This window comes from Pseudomonas sp. NY15463 (assembly GCF_048068415.1).
Classification (GTDB): Bacteria; Pseudomonadota; Gammaproteobacteria; order Pseudomonadales; family Pseudomonadaceae; genus Aquipseudomonas; species Aquipseudomonas mosselii_C.
Genome location: NZ_JBLUQD010000002.1, coordinates 278966 through 298417 on the forward strand (window position 1 = coordinate 278966; position 19452 = coordinate 298417).

Genomic DNA, 19452 nt, shown 5'->3' on the forward strand with positions numbered 1-19452 from the left:
TCGCGATTGAGCGAAGCTTTTATAGTCGACCCAGATCGTTGATCAGGGCGAGCAACATCACCCCGACGACCAAACTGATACCGATCTGGACCCCCCAACCTTGCACCCGATCCGAGAGCGGGCGACCGCGCGCCCACTCGATCAGGTAGAACAGCAAATGCCCCCCATCCAGTACCGGGATGGGCAGCAGATTCAGAACCCCCAGGCTTATGCTCAGGTAGGCCAGGAAATTCAGGAAATCCCCAACGCCCGACTGGGCTGAAGCGCCCGCCACTTTAGCAATGGTTATCGGTCCACTCAAGTTTTTTACCGAGAGCTCCCCGAACAGCATTTTCTTTAGTGATTCGAGGGTCAGGACGCTCATGTTCCAGGTTCGCGAAAGCCCCTCGCCCACCGCCTCCAGCGGGCCATAGCTGACTTCGCGAAGCATCTGCACCGGCCATTCGCCAGCCTTGACGCCTGCCCCGAGGTAGCCACCCGCGGCCTGCCCCTCGCCCTTACGCGCCAGGGTCACGGCAACGTCGAGTGGCGCACCGTCACGCTCGATACGCAGGGTCACCTTACGCTCGGGACGGGCACGTACGGCATCGACCACCTGCTGCCAATCACTCAGCGCAGCGCCGTCCAGGGCCAGCAGCTTGTCGCCGCTCCTGAGCCCGGCAGCGGCAGCCGGCCCCTTGGGATCAATCTCGGCAAGCACCGGCACCACCGCAGGGCGCCAGGGGCGCAAGCCCAGGGACTGGATCGGATCGGGCTCGTCGGCGCCCTTGAGCCAGTGATCGAGGACAATGTCATGCTGACGCGGTGTCGTGGCGCCTTCATCCAGCACGTCTACGCGCAAGGTGCCGCTCTCGCCGAGACGGCGGACCAGTTGCAGGTTCACCGCCGACCAGCCGTTGGTCGGCTTGCCGTCGATGGAAACGATTTCCTGACCGGCGCTCAACCCAGCACTGGCCGCCAGGCTGCCCGATTCGACTGAGCCAATCACCGGCCGCACCTGCTGCGTGCCGAGCATTGCGATGATCCAGAAGAACAGGATGGCCAGCAGGAAGTTGGCGACCGGCCCGGCCGCCACGATGGCAATACGTTGCCCTACCGTCTTGCGATTGAACGACTGCCCAGCCAACGCAGCCGGCACCTCACCTTCGCGCTCGTCGAGCATCTTGACGTAACCGCCCAGCGGAATCGCCGCCACCACGAACTCGGTGCCGTGGCGGTCATGCCAACGCACCAGCGGCGTGCCGAAGCCCACCGAGAAACGCAGCACCTTGACTCCACAACGACGCGCCACCCAGAAATGGCCGAATTCGTGGAAGGTGACCAGCACACCCAACGCCACCAGCGTGCCGATAATCATGTAGAGCGCAGACATGTCCAATCTCCGGATGACGTTGACGCAGCCGTCGGCTGCCGGTCAGCGACCGTGGCGCCGCAGCCACTCACGGGACAACTCCCGGGCGCGCTGGTCGGCAGCGAATACCGCATCGAGCGTGGCGACCGGCACCACAGGCTCCTGGTCGAGTACACGCTCGATCATACCTGCGATTTCCGGGAAGCGGATGCGCCGCTCAAGAAACGCCTCCACTGCCACTTCATTGGCCGCATTGAGCACCGCCGGGGCACTGTTACCCGCCTCGGCAGCCTGACGCGCCAGACGCAGGCAAGGGAAGCGCTGTTCGTCGGGGGCCTGGAAATCCAGACGGGCGACGCTGAACAAATCGAGCGGCGCCACGCCCGAGTCGATACGCTCCGGCCAGGCCAGGGCATTGGCGATCGGGGTGCGCATGTCCGGGTTGCCCAACTGGGCAAGTACCGAGCCGTCGATGTAGTCCACCAGCGAATGAATCACGCTTTGCGGATGAACCACCACCTCGACGTTTTGCGGCGCGGCATCGAACAGCCAGCAGGCTTCGATCAGTTCCAACCCCTTGTTCATCATGCTGGCAGAGTCCACCGAGATCTTGCGCCCCATCGACCAGTTGGGATGGGCACACGCCTGCTCGGGGGTGACATCCATCAGCTCGGCCGCCGGCGTCTGGCGAAACGGCCCACCCGAGGCGGTCAACAGGATACGGCGCACGCCAACGGCGCCCAGGCCACGACTGTAGTCGCCCGGCATGCACTGAAAGATCGCGTTATGCTCGCTGTCGATCGGCAGCAGCACAGCACCACTGCGACGCACTGCCTCCATGAACAGCGCCCCGGACATCACCAAAGCTTCCTTGTTGGCCAGCAGCACCTTCTTGCCCGCCTCTACCGCCGCCAACGTCGGTCGCAGACCCGCAGCGCCGACGATGGCCGCCATGACCGCGTCGACCTCAGGCGCACCAGCGACCTGGCACAGCCCGGCTTCGCCTTCCAGCACCTCCGTAGCACAACCGGCCGCATTGAGACCTTCGCGCAGGCGCACCGCACCATCGGCACTCGGCACCACGGCGAATGCCGGGCGATGACGCACGCACAAGGCCAGTAACTCGTCGATACGCGAATAGCCACTCAGGGCGAACACCTGATAGCGATCAGGGTGGCGGGCGATCACATCCAGCGTGCTCAAGCCGATGGAGCCTGTAGCCCCCAGCACGGTGATGCGCTGCACCTGGCTCACATGACACCCCATTCGGCAGCCCACAGCAGCACAGCGAACATCGGAATGGCTGCGGTCAGGCTGTCGATCCGATCAAGCACACCGCCATGGCCAGGCAGCAGGTTGCTGCTGTCCTTGATGCCCTCACGGCGCTTGAACATGCTTTCGGTCAGGTCACCGACCACCGAAGACATGACCACCACCACCGCACCCAGCAGGCCCAGCAACAGCTCGCCGATGCTCCAATCGCGGCTCACGCCCACGACCAGGGTAATCAGCAAACTGACCACCAGGCCGCCATACACGCCCTCCCAGCTCTTGCCGGGGCTGACCTGCGGCGCCAGCTTGCGCTTGCCGAAGGCACGGCCAGAGAAGTAGGCACCAATATCAGCCGCCCATACCAGCACCATGACTGCGAGAATCAGCCAGTTCCCCAGCGGCCAGTGCTTGAGTAGCACCAGCCCCTGCCAGGCCGGCAGCAGCACCAGCAGGCCGATCAACAACCGGCAAGCGGCGCTGGCCCAGAGGTCGTTGCTGCGCGGATAGGTAAGTACCAGCCAGGTCGCCAGGGCCCACCAGATCACCGCAGCCCCCAACACCCAGGGCGCCAGCTCCGGCAAGATGTACAGCAGCATCAAGCCACCGGCGACGACAGCCGCGTAGGCGACACGCAGCGACTGGGCAACCAGCCCGGCCAGGCGCGCCCACTCCCAAGCGCCAAGTGTCACCACCAGGCCGATGAACAGCGCGAAATCGGCGCCGTTGAGCAGGAAGAACCCTCCCAATGCGATCGGCAACAGGATCAGCGCAGTAATGATGCGTTGTTTAAGCATTAAGCACGAGCTCCAGCCTCGACCTGCTCGCTGGTCTTACCGAAGCGGCGCTGGCGCGAGGCGAAATCGGCCAGCGCATTGCGCATGGCCTCGTGTTTGAAGTCCGGCCAGTAAAGGTCGGAGAAATACAGCTCGGCATAAGCCAGCTGCCACAGGAGGAAGTTGCTGATGCGCCGCTCGCCCCCCGTTCGGATGCACAAATCGGGCAACGGCAGGTCGCCAGTGGCAAGACACGTCTGCAACAACTGCGGAGTGATGTCGTCCGGGCGCAGATGCCCGGCCTGAACTTCACGCGCCAGGCGCTGAGCCGCCTGGGCGATATCCCACTGACCGCCGTAGTTAGCGGCGATCTGCAAGATGAAGCGGTTGCTGCCAGCGGTGACGGCCTCGGCTTCGCGCATGGCCGCCTGCAACTCAGGATGAAAGCGCGAACGATCACCAATGATACGCAAGGCGATGTTGTTCTCGTTCAAACGCCTGGCCTCGCGACGTAGCGCCGAAAAGAACAGCTCCATCAACGCGCCGACCTCTTCGGCCGGACGCTGCCAGTTCTCGCTGGAGAAGGCGAAGAGCGTGAGCACCTCGACCTTCGCCTCTGCGCACACCTCGATCACCGCACGTACGGCATCGACGCCGGCCTTGTGCCCGGCAACACCGGGCAACAGGCGCTTCTTCGCCCAGCGGTTGTTACCATCCATGATGATTGCGACGTGACGCGGCACCGAACCCGGTGCCGCCAGCTTGGTCTTTTCCATTAAAAAACCTCGGCCTTAAACGGCCATCAGGTCCTTTTCCTTGGCTTTGAACGCTGCATCCACTTCGGCGACGAACTTGTCGGTCAGTTTCTGGATTTCATCAGCGGCACGACGCTCTTCGTCTTCGCTGATTTCCTTGTCCTTGGTCAACTTCTTCAGGTCGGCCAAAGCGTCACGGCGCACGTTGCGCACGGCGACCTTGGCATCTTCGGCAACGCCACTGGCCTGCTTGGTGTAGCCCTTGCGGGTTTCCTCGGTCAGGGCAGGCATCGGCACACGAATGGTGGTACCGGCGCTGGACGGGTTCAGGCCCAGGTCGGAGGTCAGAATGGCCTTCTCGATGGCCGCGCTGAGGTTCTTGTCGTGGGCGACGATCTTGAGGGTACGGGCGTCCTCGACGGTGATCGCAGCCACTTGGTTCAGCGGCATGTCGCTGCCCCAGGCTGGCACCTTGACGCCGTCCAGGATGCTCGGGTGAGCTCGACCGGTGCGGATCGCCGCCAGGTTGCGGGCCAGGGCCTCCAGGGATTTGCTCATGCGCTCCTGGGCGTCTTTCTTGATGTCGTTGATCATGCTTGGCCTTCCTCGATCAAAGTACCTTCAGCGCCACCCACCACAATGTTCAGCAGGGCGCCAGGCTTGTTCATGTTGAATACCCGCAATGGCATCTTGTGGTCGCGGCACAGGCAGATTGCGGTCAGGTCCATGACACCGAGCTTGCGATCCAGCACCTCGTCGTAGGTGAGGTGATCGAACTTCTCGGCGTGTGGATCCTTGAATGGATCGGCAGTGTACACACCATCGACCTTGGTCGCCTTCAATACCACGTCGGCATCGATTTCGATGGCGCGCAGGCAGGCTGCGGAGTCGGTGGTGAAGAACGGGTTGCCAGTACCGGCGGAGAAAATTACCACATCACCGGAGTTCAAGTGACGAATAGCTTTGCGACGATCGTAATGATCGGTGACGCCGACCATCGAAATGGCCGACATGACCAGCGCCGGGATGTTCGAACGCTCCAGGGCGTCGCGCATGGCCAGGCCGTTCATCACGGTGGCCAGCATGCCCATGTGGTCGCCGGTGACACGGTCCATGCCGGCTGCGCTGAGCGCGGCACCGCGGAACAGGTTACCGCCACCGATGACCAGGCCGACCTGGACACCGATACCGACCAGTTGACCCACTTCCAGGGCCATGCGATCCAGCACCTTCGGGTCGATCCCGAAGTCTTCCGAGCCCATCAGGGCCTCGCCGCTAAGTTTGAGCAAAATGCGTTTATAGCGAGGTTGGCGACCACTCACCTGCTGAGCCATTGCGAGTCTCTCCTGCGGCGTACTTTTAGAAAATTCCGTGCGGGCTGTTTGCAGCCTGCTAACTGTAGCGTGGCACTGCTTCAGTGCCAGCGGAGCCAGGTCTTATAAACCTTTCTCCGTTTTGACAAAGAGGCTGCGCGCGTGAGCGGGCAGCCTCTTCGGGGCGACAGACGAGTCCGTCTTACTGCTTGGCGGCAGCTACCTGGGCGGCAACTTCTTCAGCGAAGTTGTCAACCGGCTTCTCGATGCCTTCGCCGACCTTGAAGTAGGTGAAGGAAACAATTTCAGCACCGGCTTTCTTGGCCAGCTCGCCAACCTTGACTTCTGGGTTCATGACAAAGGCTTGCTCTTTGAGCGAGGCTTCGGCTTTGAACTTGGTGATACGACCGTTGATCATGTTCTCAACGATGTTCTCAGGCTTGCCAGCGATCTTGTCGGCGTTCAGCTGCAGGAAGACGTTCTTCTCGCGCTCGATAGCCTCGGCGGAAATTTCCGACGCATCCAGGAACTCTGGGTTCGAAGCAGCGACGTGCATGGCGATGTTCTTGGCCAGATCGACGTCACCGCCTTTCAGGACAACGGCAGCGCCGATCTTGTTGCCGTGCAGGTAGGCACCGACAACGTCACCTTCAACGCGCACCAGGCGACGAATGTTGACGTTCTCGCCGCACTTGGCGACCAGGGCTTCACGAGCGGCTTCACGCGAGGCGATCAGCGGAGCGGCGTCGGTCAGCTTCTGGGCGAAGGCTTCTTCCAGGCTTTCGGCAACGAAGTTCTTGAAGTCGTCTTGCAGGGCCAGGAAGTCGGTCTGCGAGTTCACTTCCAGCAGAACGGCAGTCTTGCCGTCGGTCTTGACAGCGATGGCGCCTTCGGCGGCAACGTTGCCTGCCTTTTTGGCGGCCTTGATGGCGCCCGAGGCACGCATGTCGTCAATGGCTTTTTCGATGTCGCCGCCGGCCTTTTCCAGGGCCTTTTTGCAATCCATCATGCCTTCGCCGGTACGCTCGCGCAGTTCTTTGACCAGCGCTGCAGTAATTGCTGCCATTTCAAAATCCTCTTGGAAAGTTTTTCAACCATTCCACCCGCTTGTCACGGGCGTTAAATTCTGCAAATCCGCTGCTTTAAGCTCAGCACGACCATGATGTAGGGCCATTGCTGACAGCAGGATTTCAAGGTGGCAAAAAGGGGGCAAAGCCCCCTTTTCGCGTGCCAAGTCGACGCTAGCGTCTATTACTCGGCAGCAGGTGCAGCCGCTTCTTCAGCGTAGACTTCGGTGCCGCCAGCAACGTTGTTGCGGCCGCGGATGACAGCGTCAGCCATCGAAGTCATGTACAGCTCGATGGCGCGGATGGCGTCGTCGTTACCTGGAATGACGAAGTCAACACCTTCTGGGCTGCTGTTGGTATCGACAACGCCGATGACCGGGATGCCCAGCTTGTTGGCTTCGGTGATCGCGATGCGCTCGTGATCGACGTCGATGACGAACAGTGCGTCAGGCAGACCGCCCATGTCCTTGATACCACCCAGGCTGCGGTCCAGTTTTTCCAGATCGCGCGAACGCATCAGGGCTTCTTTCTTGGTCAGTTTGGCGAAGGTGCCATCTTCGGCCTGGGTTTCCAGGTCGCGCAGACGCTTGATCGAAGCACGGATGGTTTTATAGTTGGTCAGCATGCCGCCCAACCAGCGGTGGTCAACGTATGGCGAACCGCAACGAGCAGCTTGCTCGGCGACGATCTTGCCGGCGGAACGCTTGGTGCCGACGAACATGATCTTGTTCTTGCCCTGGGCCAGGCGCTCTACGAACGACAGAGCGTCGTTGAACATCGGCAGGGTTTTTTCCAGGTTGATGATGTGAATCTTGTTGCGCGCGCCGAAAATGTACTTGCCCATTTTCGGGTTCCAGTAACGGGTCTGGTGGCCGAAGTGCACACCGGCCTTCAGCATATCGCGCATGTTGACTTGGGACATGATAGTTCCTTGGTAAGTCGGGTTGGGCCTCCACGTATCCCAATGACCAACCCGCACTTGCGAACAAGCGGGGCACCCAGGTCATCGTGTCGACACGTGTGTGGGTTTGAGCCAACAGAGGTCGTCCCCTGAAAGCGGCGCATGTTATACCACAACCCAAAGACGAACGGAACCCACATGAGCTGCAAGCTGCAAGCTGCAAGCTGCAAGCTGCAAGCCAAACAGTATTTCTTGCGGCTTGCAGCTTATGACTCGAAAATCACGCAAAAGCAAATCTGCCTTTGCTTGCTACTTGCTACTTGCTGCTTGCTGCTTGCTGCTTGCTGCTTGCTGCTTGCTGCTTGCTGCTTGCTGCTTAATGTCTTGCCGCTCACGGCCACGGCCACGCTCTGGTAGAATCTGGTCTTTCCCGTTCGTTCGCGCCGCACGCGGCGCCGTAGAGAGCCTGTAATGACCGTCACCATCAAGACCGCAGAAGACATCGAACAGATGCGCATCGCCGGCCGCCTGGCCGCCGAAGTCCTGGAAATGATCGCGGAGCACGTCAAGCCCGGGGTCACCACCGAAGAACTCGATCGCCTATGCCACGACTACATCGTCAATGTCCAGCAGGCCATCCCGGCACCGCTCAACTACAAAGGCTTCCCCAAGTCGATCTGCACCTCGATCAACCATGTGGTGTGCCACGGCATCCCCAACGAGAAGCCGCTCAAGGATGGCGACACCCTCAACATCGATGTAACGGTGATCAAGAACGGCTACCACGGCGATACCAGCCGCATGTTCCATGTCGGCAGCGTCGCGCCCTGGGCAGAGCGCCTGTCCAAGGTCACCCAGGAATGCCTGTACAAGGCCATCGAGCTGGTCAAGCCCGGCTGCCGCCTCGGCGACATCGGCGAGGTGATCCAGAAACACGCGGAAAAGAACGGTTTCTCGGTGGTACGCGAATTCTGTGGCCACGGCATCGGCAAGGTGTTCCATGAAGAACCGCAGATCCTGCACTACGGCCGCGCAGGCACCGGCATGGAACTCAAGGAAGGCATGACTTTCACCATCGAGCCAATGATCAACCAAGGCAAAGCCGATACCAAGGTGCTCGGCGACGGCTGGACCGCCATTACCAAGGACCGCAAGCTCTCGGCACAGTGGGAGCACACGCTGGTCGTGACGGCCACCGGCTACGAGATTTTCACCCTGCGCAAGGACGACACCATCCCGCGCACCTCGGCCTGATTCTCATCTAACAGGAACGCGACTCGATGCCCCAGGTGGATCCCGAGCTGTTCGACCCCGGTCAGTTCCAGGCGGAACTGGCCCTCAAAGCTAGCCCCATCGCCGCGTTCAAGAAGGCGATCCGCCTGGCTGGCGAAGTGCTCGACAGACGTTTTCGCGAAGGCGGTGAAATCCGTCGACTGATCGAGGACCGCGCATGGTTCGTCGACAACGTCCTGCAACAGGCCTGGCGCCAGTTCGACTGGGGCAAGCCAGACGGTATCGCCCTGATAGCGGTGGGCGGTTACGGACGCGGCGAACTGCACCCCTGGTCGGATATCGACCTGCTGATCCTGCTGGACAGTGCCGAGCACGAGTTGTACCGCGACGCCATAGAACGCTTCCTGACCTTGTTGTGGGACATTGGCCTGGAAGTGGGCCAGAGCGTGCGTACGGTCGATGAGTGCGCCGAGCAAGCCCGCGCCGACCTCACGGTCATCACCAACCTGATGGAAAGCCGCACCATCGCCGGGCCCGAGCCGCTGCGCCAGCGCATGCTGGAGGTAACCAGCACCGCGCACATGTGGCCCAGCCGCGAGTTCTTCCTGGCCAAGCGCGCCGAACTCAAGGCCCGCCACCACAAGTACAACGACACCGAGTACAACCTCGAACCCAACGTCAAGGGCTCGCCTGGCGGTTTGCGCGACATCCAGACGGTACTCTGGGTAGCCCGTCGCCAGTACGGCACCCTCAACCTGAACGCTCTGGCCGACGAAGGCTTTCTGCTCGAAAGCGAGAACGAGCTGTTGGCCTCCTCGCAAGCGTTCCTGTGGCGGGTGCGCTATGCCCTGCACATGCTCGCCGGACGCGCCGAAGACCGCCTGCTATTCGACCACCAGCGCAGCGTCGCCGGCCTGCTGGGTTTCAGCGACGACAACCCCAAGCGCGCCATCGAGCAGTTCATGCAGCAGTACTACCGGGTGGTGATGAGCATCAGCCAACTGTGCGACTTGATCATCCAGCACTTCGAGGAAGTCATCCTCGCCGATGACGACAGTGGCACCACGCAACCGCTCAATGCGCGTTTTCGCCTGCACGACGGCTATATAGAAGCAACCAACCCGAACGTGTTCCGCCGCACCCCGTTCGCCATGCTCGAGATCTTCGTGCTGATGGCCCAGCATCCCGATATCAAGGGGGTACGCGCCGATACCGTGCGCCTGCTGCGCGAGCACCGGCACCTGATCGACGACAAGTTCCGCCACGATATCCGCAATACCAGCCTGTTCATCGAACTGTTCAAGTGCGAGATCGGTATCCACCGCAACCTGCGTCGGATGAACCGCTACGGCATCCTCGGCCGCTACCTGCCGGAGTTCGGCCTGATCGTCGGGCAGATGCAGCACGACCTGTTCCACATCTATACGGTCGATGCGCACACCCTCAACCTGATCAAGCACCTGCGCAAGCTCCAGTACACGCCGGTTTCGGAGAAATTCCCACTGGCCAGCAAGCTCATGGGCCGTCTGCCCAAGCCCGAGCTGATCTACCTGGCGGGGCTGTACCACGACATCGGCAAAGGCCGTCAGGGCGACCACTCGGAACTCGGCGCCGTGGATGCCCAGGCCTTCTGCGAACGCCATCAGTTGCCAGCCTGGGACAGCCGGCTGATTGTCTGGCTGGTGCAGAACCATCTGGTGATGTCCACCACCGCCCAGCGCAAGGACCTGTCAGACCCACAGGTGATCAACGATTTCGCCCTGCATGTGGGCGACGAAACGCGCCTGGATTACCTCTACGTACTGACCGTGGCCGATATCAACGCTACCAACCCCAGCCTGTGGAACTCGTGGCGCGCCAGCCTGTTGCGCCAGTTGTACACCGAAACCAAGCGTGCCCTGCGCCGTGGCCTGGAAAATCCGCTGGACCGTGAGGAGCAGATCCGCCAGACGCAATCGGCCGCGCTGGATATCCTGGTTCGCGAAGGCACCGATCCGGACGACGTCGAGCAGTTGTGGGCGCAGTTGGGCGACGACTATTTCCTTAAACACAACGCTGCCGATGTAGCCTGGCACACCGACGCCATCCTGCAGCAGCCAGCCGATGGCGGCCCGCTGGTGCTGATCAAGGAAACGACCCAGCGCGAATTCGAGGGGGGCACGCAGATCTTCATCTATGCGCCCGACCAGCACGATTTCTTCGCCGTGACTGTGGCCGCGATGTCCCAGCTCAACCTGAACATTCACGACGCACGTATCATCACCTCGAGCAGCCAGTTCACCCTGGACACCTACATCGTGCTCGACAATGACGGCGGTTCGATCGGCAACAACCCGCAGCGGGTCAAGCAGATCCGTGACGGCCTCACCGAAGCGCTGCGCAACCCCGAGGACTACCCGACCATCATCCAGCGCCGCGTGCCGCGTCAGCTCAAGCACTTCAATTTCGCCCCCCAGGTGACCATTCTCAACGACGCACAGCGCCCTGTGACCATCCTCGAAATTACCGCGCCGGACCGACCAGGCCTGCTGGCTCGTCTCGGACGGATCTTCCTGGAGTTCGACCTGTCGTTGCAGAACGCCAAGATCGCCACCCTCGGCGAAAGGGTGGAAGACGTGTTCTTCATCACCGACGCCGACAACCAGCCGCTGTCCGACCCGCAGCTGTGCAGCCGCTTGCAGGAGGCCATCATCGAGCAACTGCAAGCCGGCCAGGCCAGTGACGCCAGCCCTACCCGCATGACCTTTTGACGATTACGAGACCTTGCGCCGATGAACCATGCCTTGACCCAGCTTCAGCCCTACCCGTTCGAAAAACTGCGCGCGCTGCTCGGCAGCGTGACTCCAGCGGCGGACAAACGAGCCATCGCCCTTTCGATCGGCGAGCCGAAGCACGAATCGCCGGCGTTCGTGGCCAAGGCCCTGGCCGACAACCTCGACAAGCTCGCCGTCTACCCGAGCACCCTGGGCCTGCCGGCCTTGCGCCAGGCCATCGGCCAGTGGTGCGAACGACGCTTCAAGGTCCCGGCCGGCTGGCTCGACGCCGAGCGCCATATACTGCCGGTCAATGGCACCCGTGAAGCGCTGTTCGCCTTCACACAGGCCGTGGTCAACCGTGCCGATGACGGCCTGGTGGTCAGCCCCAACCCGTTCTACCAGATCTACGAAGGCGCAGCCTTGCTCGCCGGCGCCACCCCGCATTACCTGCCATGCCTCGAAAGCAATGGTTTCAACCCAGACTTCGACGCGGTGCCAGCCGAGGTCTGGAAACGCTGCCAGATCCTGTTCCTGTGCTCTCCAGGCAACCCTACCGGTGCGCTGGTGCCCATGGACACGCTGAAGAAGCTGATCGCCCTGGCCGATGAGCACGACTTCGTGATCGCCTCGGACGAGTGCTACAGCGAACTGTACTTCGATGAAGACGCCCCGCCACCGGGCCTGCTGACCGCCTGCGCCGAGCTTGGCCGCAGCGACTTCGCCCGCTGCGTGGTGTTCCACAGCCTGTCCAAGCGTTCCAACCTGCCAGGCCTGCGCTCGGGCTTCGTGGCGGGTGACGCCAGCATCATCAAACCGTTCTTGCTGTACCGCACCTACCATGGCTGCGCCATGCCGGTGCAAACGCAACTGGCCAGCATCGCGGCCTGGAACGACGAAACCCATGTGCGCGCCAACCGCGACCAGTACCGGGCCAAGTACGATGCCGTGCTGGACATCCTGCAACCGGTGCTCGACGTAAAGCGCCCTGACGGCAGCTTCTACCTGTGGGCCAAGGTCCCGGGCTGTGACGCCGACTTCACCCGCGATCTGTTCGAAGACCAGCATGTGACCGTGGTACCCGGCTCGTACCTGTCCCGTGAAGTCGACGGCGTGAACCCAGGTGCCGGACGCGTGCGCATGGCCTTGGTTGCGCCGCTGGCCGAATGCATCGAAGCCGCCGAACGGATTCGCACCTTCCTGCAGGCGCGCTGATCGTCACCAGGGCCTGCACGTTGGTGCAGGCCCACCCGCCACGCTCGACTACCGCTTACCGACATCGACGCGCGCAATATGTAACGCACAACGCCCGCTGTTCCATCGCACCTTACGGCCTTTCCTAACACGCAGGCCCGTAACATGATTGATTACTTGATAGAAAAGACGGTGCATCAGCTACACCAGTCATTGCAAGGCAAGACGCCCTCCATACCCAGCCGTTTCAAGCGCTCGATAGGCCTGCCCGAAGCCTTCTGGAACACCGGACAAACGCTGCGTATCTCGTTTCTGGGCGCACCGGATGAGGGCTTCAAGCGGCAGATAGTCGACATTGGGTCGCAATGGCTGGAGCATGCGCAGTTGAACTTCGAGCTGCTCGACAACGACCAGCGGCACGCAGAAATCGTCATTCGCACCGATGGCCCAGAAACGCTCAACCAGAGCGATTACGGCAGGTACAGACGCGATACCAACGGTGCGACCATGATTCTTGGGGTCAAACCTGCCGACCCAAACTTGCACGCGATGGTACTGCATGAGTTCGGGCATGCCCTGGGGCTTTACCACGAGCACCAGCACCCCGACGCGGGCATTGCCTGGGACAAAGCGGCGCTGCGCCGTTACCTGAGCACGCGGTTCAGCGAAGAGGAACGCGCGCATCCCGATTACGATGAGATCGCCGAGCGACTGATCAGCCAGAACTACGATCCGATCACCTACCAACCCAGGATCACCCTGCGCTACGATCGAAAATCGATCATGCACTATCCCATCAATAATGCGTACACCGTAGGTGATCACGCCTCTGACTGGGCCGTTGAGCTTAGCGCCAAGGACAAGCAGTTCATGCGCATGATCTACCCAGGCAAAGGCTCGCCCGACGTTACCTGACCGCGCCCAGGTTCGCCTCGCTCATGTCCAGCTCGCCCAACACCTGGCGTACTACCTCATCGCCAACCAGATGCTGACGATGCAGGTTGTACAGCTCCAGGCGCTGGGCGCGCAGCGCACGCAGGCGCAGCCGGCGTTCGAGCAGGTCCATTTGCGCGGCCAGCGCGCGGGCTTCGTCACTGTCGTTGTAACTTTCCAGCTCATCGCGGTACTCAGCCATCAGGCGCGCCTTGAGTTCCACCGCCAGGGTAGCCTGAGCCGCATCCTGAGGGGCGCTGGCGTCGATCACCTCTTCGGCCTCCAAGGCATGGATCGCGGCCTCTGCGGTTCTTCGCCAGGCCTCCTGCACCTCTTGATGCAGGCGCTCATCCGGGCTTTTGGTTACGCCGCGCAACAGGATCGGCAGGGCGATGCAGGCGCTGATCAGCGACAGCAGGATCACGCCAGCGGCGATAAAGATCAGCAAGTCGCGCTCGGGGAAAGCCTGCCCCGCCCCCAAGACCAATGGCACCGACATCACGCCCGCCAAGGTCACCGCCCCGCGCACGCCACCCAAGGTCAGCAGCCAGCACGAGCGCGCTGTCGGCATCAGCACCAATTGCGCCTTGCCGCGCCAGCGCCGCACCACGCCAATCGCCCGCCAGATGCTCTGCACCCAGACGAAGCGCAACAGGATCAACGCCGCGAATATCGCCAACACGTCCAGGCAGCGCCAGGCCAACGTGGGCCATACGGTGGTCTCGTGGCTGACTACGGCCTTGATAATGTCGGGTAGTTGCAGCCCCAGTAGCAGGAAGATCAGGCCGTTGAAGGCAAACTCCAGTAGCGACCAGACGCTGCGATTGAGCAGGCGCGTGCTGGTCTGCCGGGGCAGCAGGTCGAGCCAGCTCTGCATCATGCCGGCAGCTACCGCCGAGAGGATGCCCGAAACGCCCAAGCGCTCAGCCAGCACGTAGGCGGCGAACGGCAACAGCAGCATGAACACCACATGGGTGGCCGGATCATCCCAGCCACGAGCGATCATCCAGGTGCGCAGACGGCCGATCAGCCAACTTAATACCACCCCGACCGCCAGGCCACCAAGGGCCACCAGCACGAAGCTCAGGCTGGCCTCGGTCAACGAGAACACTCCGGTAATCGCGGCGGCCAGGGCGAACTTGAAGGTCACCAGGCCCGAAGCGTCATTCATCAGTGCTTCACCCTGGAGCATGTGCATCAGCGGCGTGGGCAAGCGGTCCTGGGTGATGGCCGACACTGCCACCGCGTCGGTCGGCGACAGCACCGCCGCCAAGGCGAAGGCTACCGGGAGCGGGATACTCGGCAACAGCCAATGAATGAAGTAGCCCGCCCCCACCACGGTGAACAGCACCAGCCCCACCGCCAGCGCCACCACCGGCCCACGGATGCGCCACAGCTCACGCTTGGGAATGCGCCAGCCATCGGCGAACAACAACGGCGGCAGGAACAGAAACAGGAACAGCTCAGGGTCCAACGCCACATGCAGTCCCAGGGTCGGCCAGGCGAGCAAGGCGCCGGCAGCTATCTGCACCAGCGGCAACGGCAGCGGGATCACCCGCCCGACCAGTTTCGACACACTCACCAGCATCAGCAGGATAAGGACGGTATAGGCTGACTGCATGGCCACGGGCTTCCTGTGCAATTCGAAAAACTACAACGGACGAAACTTCGCCATTGAAACAATATGTTAGCGGCGACCCGCTAGAGTGGACCGCTGCACGATGGTCGCAAACAACCCGCGAATATGTAACATAATGCTACCCACAACGGGGTGACGGCCCTCGCGCAGCGCCTTCAGGCCCGCAGCCGTGGCATCCCCCCCCTCGATACCGCATAATCGGCCCCACCCAATCTTCAAGGAGTATCGGGACATCCGGCCCAGCCCGGCTGCCCCAGGCATTCAATGGCTTACACTCTCTACGGCATCAAAGCCTGCGACACCATGAAAAAGGCCCGCACCTGGCTTGAAGAAAAGGCCATCGGCTACGACTTCCACGACTACAAGGTTCAAGGTATCGACCGTGACAGCCTGAACCGCTGGTGCGCCGAACACGGCTGGGAAACCATCCTCAACCGTGCCGGCACCACTTTCCGCAAGCTCGACGACGCCAGCAAGGCCGATCTCGACCAGGCCAAGGCCGTCGAACTGATGCTCGCCCAGCCATCGATGATCAAGCGCCCGGTGCTTGACCTCGGCGGGCGCACCCTGGTGGGTTTCAAGCCCGACCTGTACGCCGCCGCCCTGGCCTGAGCCCCTACCCTATTTCGCACGAGGTAATCACATGTCCAATACCCTGTTCAGCCTGGCCTTCGGCGTCGGCACCCAGAACCGCCAGGGCGCCTGGCTCGAAGTCTTCTACGCACAACCGGTACTCAATCCTTCGGCTGAGCTGATCGCCGCCATCGCGCCGGTGCTGGGCTACGAAGGTGGCAACCAGGCCATCGCCTTCAGCAATACACAGGCAGCGCAGCTGGCCGAAGCGGTCAAGCCGGTCGACGCCGCCCAAGCGGCACTGCTGACCCGCCTGGCCGAAAGCCACAAGCCACTGGTCGCCACCGTGCTGGCCGAAGACGCAGCGCTGACCTCCACCCCCGAGGCCTACCTCAAGCTGCACCTGCTGTCGCACCGCCTGGTCAAGCCGCACGGTGTATCGCTGGCCGGTATCTTCCCGCTGCTGCCGAACGTAGCCTGGACCAACCAGGGTGCGGTTGACCTGAGCGAGCTGGCCGAGCTGCAACTCGAAGCACGCCTGAAGGGTGAACTGCTGGAAGTGTTCTCGGTGGACAAGTTCCCGAAGATGACCGACTACGTAGTTCCGGCTGGCGTGCGTATCGCCGATACCGCCCGTGTGCGCCTGGGCGCCTACATCGGCGAAGGCACCACCATCATGCACGAAGGCTTCGTCAACTTTAACGCTGGCACCGAAGGCCCAGGCATGATCGAAGGCCGCGTCTCGGCGGGCGTATTCGTCGGCAAGGGTTCGGACCTGGGCGGCGGCTGCTCGACAATGGGCACCCTGTCCGGCGGCGGCAACATCGTCATCAAGGTCGGCGAAGGCTGCCTGATCGGCGCCAACGCCGGGATCGGCATTCCGCTGGGCGACCGCAACACCGTTGAAGCAGGCCTGTACATCACCGCCGGCACCAAGGTGAACCTGCTCGACGAGCACAACCAACTGGTCAAAGTGGTCAAGGCCCGTGACCTGGCCGGCCAGACCGACCTGCTGTTCCGTCGCAATTCGCTCAACGGCGCCGTGGAGTGCAAGACCCACAAGTCGGCCATCGAGCTGAACGAGGCGCTGCACGCCCACAACTGAGAACCTGCCGGTTCGAAGTGATAAGATCGGGGCTGCTCTAACGGGCAGACCCGATTTTTCATTCCAGGCCCCGCGAACATGTTCCAGCCCTCCCCCTGGCGTGCCGATTTCCCCGCCATCGCCGCCTTGCAACGCCAGCACCAGACCTACCTGGACAGCGCCGCGACCACCCAGAAGCCGCAGGCCCTGATCGACGCCCTGAGCCACTATTACGGCCATGGCGCGGCCAACGTGCACCGTGCCCAGCACTTGCCCGGCGCCCTGGCGACCCAAGCCTTCGAAGCCACCCGCGACAAGCTTGCCCGTTGGCTGAATGCAGCGGATGCGCAGCAGATCGTCTTCACCCACGGTGCGACCTCGGCGCTCAACCTGCTGGCGTATGGCCTGGAGCCGCATTTCGAGGCGGGCGACGAGATCGCAATCAGCGCCCTGGAGCACCATGCCAACCTGCTGCCCTGGCAGCAGTTGGCTCAGCGCCGAGGCCTGCGCCTGGTGGTGCTGCCGCTGAACGAGCACGGCTGCATCGACCTGGACCACGCCCTGCAACTGATCGGCCCACGCACCCGACTGGTTGCGCTCAGCCAGTTGTCCAACGTACTCGGCACCTGGCAGCCGCTGGCCGCGTTGCTCAGCCATGCCCGTGCCCAAGGGGCGCTAAGCGTGGTCGATGGCGCCCAAGGGATCGTGCATGGCCGTCACGACATGCAGCAACTGGGCTGCGATTTCTACGTATTTTCCAGCCACAAGCTATATGGCCCGGACGGCGTGGGCGTGCTGTACGGTCGCGTGCAGGCGCAGGCGCTGCTGCGCCACTGGCAGTACGGCGGCGAAATGGTGCAATTGGCCGACTACCAGAGTGCAAGCTTTCGCCCGGCACCGCTGGGGTTCGAGGCGGGAACGCCGCCTATCGCCAGCATCATCGCCCTGGGCGCGACCCTGGACTACCTCGCCAGCCTCGACGCCAACGCCGTGGCCAACCACGAAGCCAGCCTGCATCAGCACCTGCTGCGCGGTCTGGCCGATCGTGACGGCATCCGGGTGCTGGCCTCGCCCCAGGCGGCGCTGGCCAGTTTCGTCGTCGACGGCGTGCACAACGCCGATATCGCCCACCTGCTCACCGAGCAGGGCATCGCCGTGCGCGCCGGACACCACTGCGCCATGCCGTTGCTCAAGGGCATGCAGTTGGAGGGCGCGATCCGTGTGTCGCTGGGACTCTACAACGACAGCGACGACCTACAGCGTTTCTTCGACGCCCTCGACCAAGGCCTGGAGCTACTGCGATGAGCCTTTCAGTCGATGCCAACCAGGCGCTGGAGAGCTTCGAGCAGGCGCGCGGCTGGGAGCAGCGCGCTCGCTTGCTGATGCAATGGGGTGAGCGGCTGGAGCCGCTACAGGACAGTGAAAAGCACGAGTCCAACCGCGTGCATGGCTGCGAAAGCCTGGTGTGGCTGGTCGCTACGCAGGTGGATGGGCAATGGCGGTTCAAGGCCACCAGCGATGCGCGTTTGTTGCGCGGGTTGCTGGCATTGCTGCTGGTGCGGGTCCAGGGGTTGGCCAGTGACGAGCTGGCTGAGCTGGACCTGGGGCAGTGGTTTACCCGGCTAGGGCTTGAGCGTCAGTTGTCGCCGTCACGCGCCAATGGGCTGCATGCGGTGTTGCAGCGTATGGCGGAATTGGCGTCAAGGCGCTGAATCGGCGCAGCCTGTTGCGCAGTGGTCCGGCACTACGGCAAACCCGCTTGCACAGGGCGGCTACTCGGCCTTGACCCGCTCCGAAGGCCGCCGCGCACCGCCCACGAGTTTTTCGATGGCCTTGCTCGCCGCCACCATGGCAAAGGTGGCGGTCACCATCATCACCGCACCAAAGCCCCCTGCACAGTCCAGGCGCACACCCTCACCAACGAAGCTCTTTTGCAGGCACACGCTGCCATCGCCCTTCGGATAGCGCAGTTGCTCGCTGGAGAACACGCACGGGACCTGATAGTTGCGACTGGTGTTGCGCGAGAAGTTGTAGTCCCGGCGCAACGTCGAGCGTACCCGCGAGGCCAACGGATCGTTGAAGGTCTTGTTGAGGTCGGCGATCTGGATCTGGGTAGGATCGATCTGCCCACCTGCCCCACCGGTGGTGATGATGGCGATCTTGCGCCGTTTGCACCAGGCGATCAGTGCGGCCTTGGCCATCACGCTGTCGATGCAGTCGATCACGCAGTCCATCTGCTCGGTGATGTGCTCGGCCATGCTCTCGCGGGTGACGAAGTCGGCCACCGCATGAACATTGATGGCCGGGTTGATCGCACGCAGGCGCTCGGCCATCACCTCGACCTTGGGCCGCCCGACCTGCCCTTGCAGCGCATGCGCCTGGCGATTGGTGTTGCTGACACAGACATCGTCCAGGTCGAACAAGCTGATCTCGCCCACGCCACTGCGCGCCAGGGCCTCGGCCACCCACGAGCCGACCCCGCCGATGCCGACCACCGCCACATGGGCCTGTGCCAGGCGTTGCAGCCCTTGGTCGCCATACAGCCGGGCGACACCGGCAAAGCGTGGATCTTCTGTGCTCATGCTCGAAACTCGAAAAAAACCGGCGCGCA

At 62.5% G+C, this 19452-nt stretch carries 18 protein-coding genes; 8 read left to right on the forward strand and 10 right to left on the reverse strand.

Annotated elements, in window-relative coordinates:
* Nucleotides 1-19: 19 nt before the first annotated feature.
* The 8 genes from rseP to rpsB form a co-directional block, all read right to left on the reverse strand.
* On the reverse strand, nucleotides 20-1372 hold the full coding sequence (gene rseP / locus ACNFIC_RS05500) for an RIP metalloprotease RseP (RefSeq protein ID WP_138218575.1): 1353 nt from the start codon (nucleotides 1370-1372) through the stop codon (nucleotides 20-22).
* A gap of 42 nt (nucleotides 1373-1414) precedes the next feature.
* On the reverse strand, nucleotides 1415-2605 hold the full coding sequence (ispC, locus tag ACNFIC_RS05505) for a 1-deoxy-D-xylulose-5-phosphate reductoisomerase (RefSeq protein WP_138218577.1): 1191 nt from the start codon (nucleotides 2603-2605) through the stop codon (nucleotides 1415-1417).
* Nucleotides 2602-3417 (reverse strand): phosphatidate cytidylyltransferase, encoded by an 816-nt coding sequence (locus ACNFIC_RS05510; RefSeq protein ID WP_138218579.1) that lies wholly within the window; start codon nucleotides 3415-3417, stop codon nucleotides 2602-2604. The genes ispC and ACNFIC_RS05510 overlap by 4 nt, the downstream gene beginning before the upstream one ends.
* The gene (uppS, locus tag ACNFIC_RS05515) at nucleotides 3417-4172 is read right to left on the reverse strand and encodes a polyprenyl diphosphate synthase (protein ID WP_138218581.1); all 756 of its coding nucleotides are present in this window, start codon (nucleotides 4170-4172) and stop codon (nucleotides 3417-3419) included. Before uppS ends, ACNFIC_RS05510 begins: the two co-directional genes overlap by 1 nt.
* A 15-nt stretch (nucleotides 4173-4187) precedes the next feature.
* A complete protein-coding gene (gene frr / locus ACNFIC_RS05520) occupies nucleotides 4188-4745 on the reverse strand; it encodes a ribosome recycling factor (RefSeq protein ID WP_138218583.1) in 558 nt (185 codons plus the stop codon).
* Complete coding sequence (gene pyrH, locus ACNFIC_RS05525) at nucleotides 4742-5485, reverse strand: UMP kinase (RefSeq protein ID WP_003252294.1); 744 nt, start codon at nucleotides 5483-5485, stop codon at nucleotides 4742-4744. The genes frr and pyrH overlap by 4 nt, the downstream gene beginning before the upstream one ends.
* Before the next feature lie 181 nt (nucleotides 5486-5666).
* Entirely contained in the window at nucleotides 5667-6530 is an 864-nt protein-coding gene (gene tsf, locus ACNFIC_RS05530) for a translation elongation factor Ts (protein WP_138218585.1), read from the reverse strand.
* A 185-nt stretch (nucleotides 6531-6715) separates the two neighbouring features.
* Nucleotides 6716-7453 carry a 30S ribosomal protein S2 gene (gene rpsB, locus ACNFIC_RS05535; RefSeq protein ID WP_138218587.1) on the reverse strand — a complete coding sequence of 246 codons (738 nt, stop codon included), beginning with the start codon at nucleotides 7451-7453 and terminating at the stop codon, nucleotides 6716-6718.
* 450 nt (nucleotides 7454-7903) lie between these two features.
* Between rpsB and map the strand changes: the two genes are divergently transcribed.
* The 4 genes from map to ACNFIC_RS05555 all read left to right on the forward strand — a co-directional run bounded on the left by map (nucleotide 7904) and on the right by ACNFIC_RS05555 (nucleotide 13527).
* Nucleotides 7904-8686: a type I methionyl aminopeptidase gene (gene map / locus ACNFIC_RS05540; RefSeq protein ID WP_138218589.1), complete on the forward strand. Its 783-nt coding sequence runs from the start codon at nucleotides 7904-7906 to the stop codon at nucleotides 8684-8686.
* A 26-nt stretch (nucleotides 8687-8712) separates the two neighbouring features.
* Nucleotides 8713-11415 carry a [protein-PII] uridylyltransferase gene (locus ACNFIC_RS05545; RefSeq protein WP_416780251.1) on the forward strand — a complete coding sequence of 901 codons (2703 nt, stop codon included), beginning with the start codon at nucleotides 8713-8715 and terminating at the stop codon, nucleotides 11413-11415.
* Between the two features lie 21 nt (nucleotides 11416-11436).
* Nucleotides 11437-12633: a succinyldiaminopimelate transaminase gene (gene dapC / locus ACNFIC_RS05550; protein WP_138218593.1), complete on the forward strand. Its 1197-nt coding sequence runs from the start codon at nucleotides 11437-11439 to the stop codon at nucleotides 12631-12633.
* Between the two features lie 144 nt (nucleotides 12634-12777).
* Nucleotides 12778-13527, forward strand: a complete 750-nt coding sequence (locus ACNFIC_RS05555; RefSeq protein ID WP_138218595.1) for a hypothetical protein — start codon at nucleotides 12778-12780, stop codon at nucleotides 13525-13527.
* Here ACNFIC_RS05555 and ACNFIC_RS05560 read toward each other — a convergent pair.
* A complete protein-coding gene (locus tag ACNFIC_RS05560; RefSeq protein ID WP_138218597.1) occupies nucleotides 13520-15166 on the reverse strand; it encodes a Na+/H+ antiporter in 1647 nt (548 codons plus the stop codon). The genes ACNFIC_RS05555 and ACNFIC_RS05560 overlap by 8 nt on opposite strands.
* Before the next feature lie 282 nt (nucleotides 15167-15448).
* Between ACNFIC_RS05560 and ACNFIC_RS05565 the strand changes: the two genes are divergently transcribed.
* From ACNFIC_RS05565 to ACNFIC_RS05580, 4 genes are all read left to right on the forward strand, one after another.
* A complete protein-coding gene (locus ACNFIC_RS05565; protein ID WP_138218599.1) occupies nucleotides 15449-15796 on the forward strand; it encodes an ArsC family reductase in 348 nt (115 codons plus the stop codon).
* Between the two features lie 31 nt (nucleotides 15797-15827).
* The gene (gene dapD / locus ACNFIC_RS05570; RefSeq protein ID WP_138218601.1) at nucleotides 15828-16862 is read left to right on the forward strand and encodes a 2,3,4,5-tetrahydropyridine-2,6-dicarboxylate N-succinyltransferase; all 1035 of its coding nucleotides are present in this window, start codon (nucleotides 15828-15830) and stop codon (nucleotides 16860-16862) included.
* A 78-nt stretch (nucleotides 16863-16940) separates the two neighbouring features.
* Nucleotides 16941-18146 carry a cysteine desulfurase gene (locus ACNFIC_RS05575; protein WP_138218603.1) on the forward strand — a complete coding sequence of 402 codons (1206 nt, stop codon included), beginning with the start codon at nucleotides 16941-16943 and terminating at the stop codon, nucleotides 18144-18146.
* Nucleotides 18143-18553, forward strand: coding sequence for a SufE family protein (locus tag ACNFIC_RS05580; RefSeq protein WP_138218605.1), 411 nt, complete (start codon nucleotides 18143-18145; stop codon nucleotides 18551-18553). The genes ACNFIC_RS05575 and ACNFIC_RS05580 overlap by 4 nt, the downstream gene beginning before the upstream one ends.
* 60 nt (nucleotides 18554-18613) lie before the next feature.
* Here the strand turns inward: ACNFIC_RS05580 and tcdA are convergent, their stop codons facing one another.
* Entirely contained in the window at nucleotides 18614-19423 is an 810-nt protein-coding gene (gene tcdA / locus ACNFIC_RS05585; protein WP_138218607.1) for a tRNA cyclic N6-threonylcarbamoyladenosine(37) synthase TcdA, read from the reverse strand.
* Nucleotides 19424-19452: the final 29 nt, after the last annotated feature.

Bases quoted from the DNA above. Each gene is read 5' to 3' on its own strand.
- rseP (WP_138218575.1), bottom strand. From the start codon at position 1,372: ATGTCTGCGCTCTACATGATTATCGGCACGCTGGTGGCGTTGGGTGTG.
- ACNFIC_RS05510 (WP_138218579.1), bottom strand. From the start codon at position 3,417: ATGCTTAAACAACGCATCATTACTGCGCTGATCCTGTTGCCGATCGCA.
- uppS (WP_138218581.1), bottom strand. From the start codon at position 4,172: ATGGAAAAGACCAAGCTGGCGGCACCGGGTTCGGTGCCGCGTCACGTC.
- frr (WP_138218583.1), bottom strand. From the start codon at position 4,745: ATGATCAACGACATCAAGAAAGACGCCCAGGAGCGCATGAGCAAATCC.
- pyrH (WP_003252294.1), bottom strand. From the start codon at position 5,485: ATGGCTCAGCAGGTGAGTGGTCGCCAACCTCGCTATAAACGCATTTTG.
- tsf (WP_138218585.1), bottom strand. From the start codon at position 6,530: ATGGCAGCAATTACTGCAGCGCTGGTCAAAGAACTGCGCGAGCGTACC.
- rpsB (WP_138218587.1), bottom strand. From the start codon at position 7,453: ATGTCCCAAGTCAACATGCGCGATATGCTGAAGGCCGGTGTGCACTTC.
- map (WP_138218589.1), top strand. From the start codon at position 7,904: ATGACCGTCACCATCAAGACCGCAGAAGACATCGAACAGATGCGCATC.
- ACNFIC_RS05545 (WP_416780251.1), top strand. From the start codon at position 8,713: ATGCCCCAGGTGGATCCCGAGCTGTTCGACCCCGGTCAGTTCCAGGCG.
- dapC (WP_138218593.1), top strand. From the start codon at position 11,437: ATGAACCATGCCTTGACCCAGCTTCAGCCCTACCCGTTCGAAAAACTG.
- ACNFIC_RS05555 (WP_138218595.1), top strand. From the start codon at position 12,778: ATGATTGATTACTTGATAGAAAAGACGGTGCATCAGCTACACCAGTCA.
- ACNFIC_RS05560 (WP_138218597.1), bottom strand. From the start codon at position 15,166: ATGCAGTCAGCCTATACCGTCCTTATCCTGCTGATGCTGGTGAGTGTG.
- ACNFIC_RS05565 (WP_138218599.1), top strand. From the start codon at position 15,449: ATGGCTTACACTCTCTACGGCATCAAAGCCTGCGACACCATGAAAAAG.
- dapD (WP_138218601.1), top strand. From the start codon at position 15,828: ATGTCCAATACCCTGTTCAGCCTGGCCTTCGGCGTCGGCACCCAGAAC.
- ACNFIC_RS05575 (WP_138218603.1), top strand. From the start codon at position 16,941: ATGTTCCAGCCCTCCCCCTGGCGTGCCGATTTCCCCGCCATCGCCGCC.
- ACNFIC_RS05580 (WP_138218605.1), top strand. From the start codon at position 18,143: ATGAGCCTTTCAGTCGATGCCAACCAGGCGCTGGAGAGCTTCGAGCAG.
- tcdA (WP_138218607.1), bottom strand. From the start codon at position 19,423: ATGAGCACAGAAGATCCACGCTTTGCCGGTGTCGCCCGGCTGTATGGC.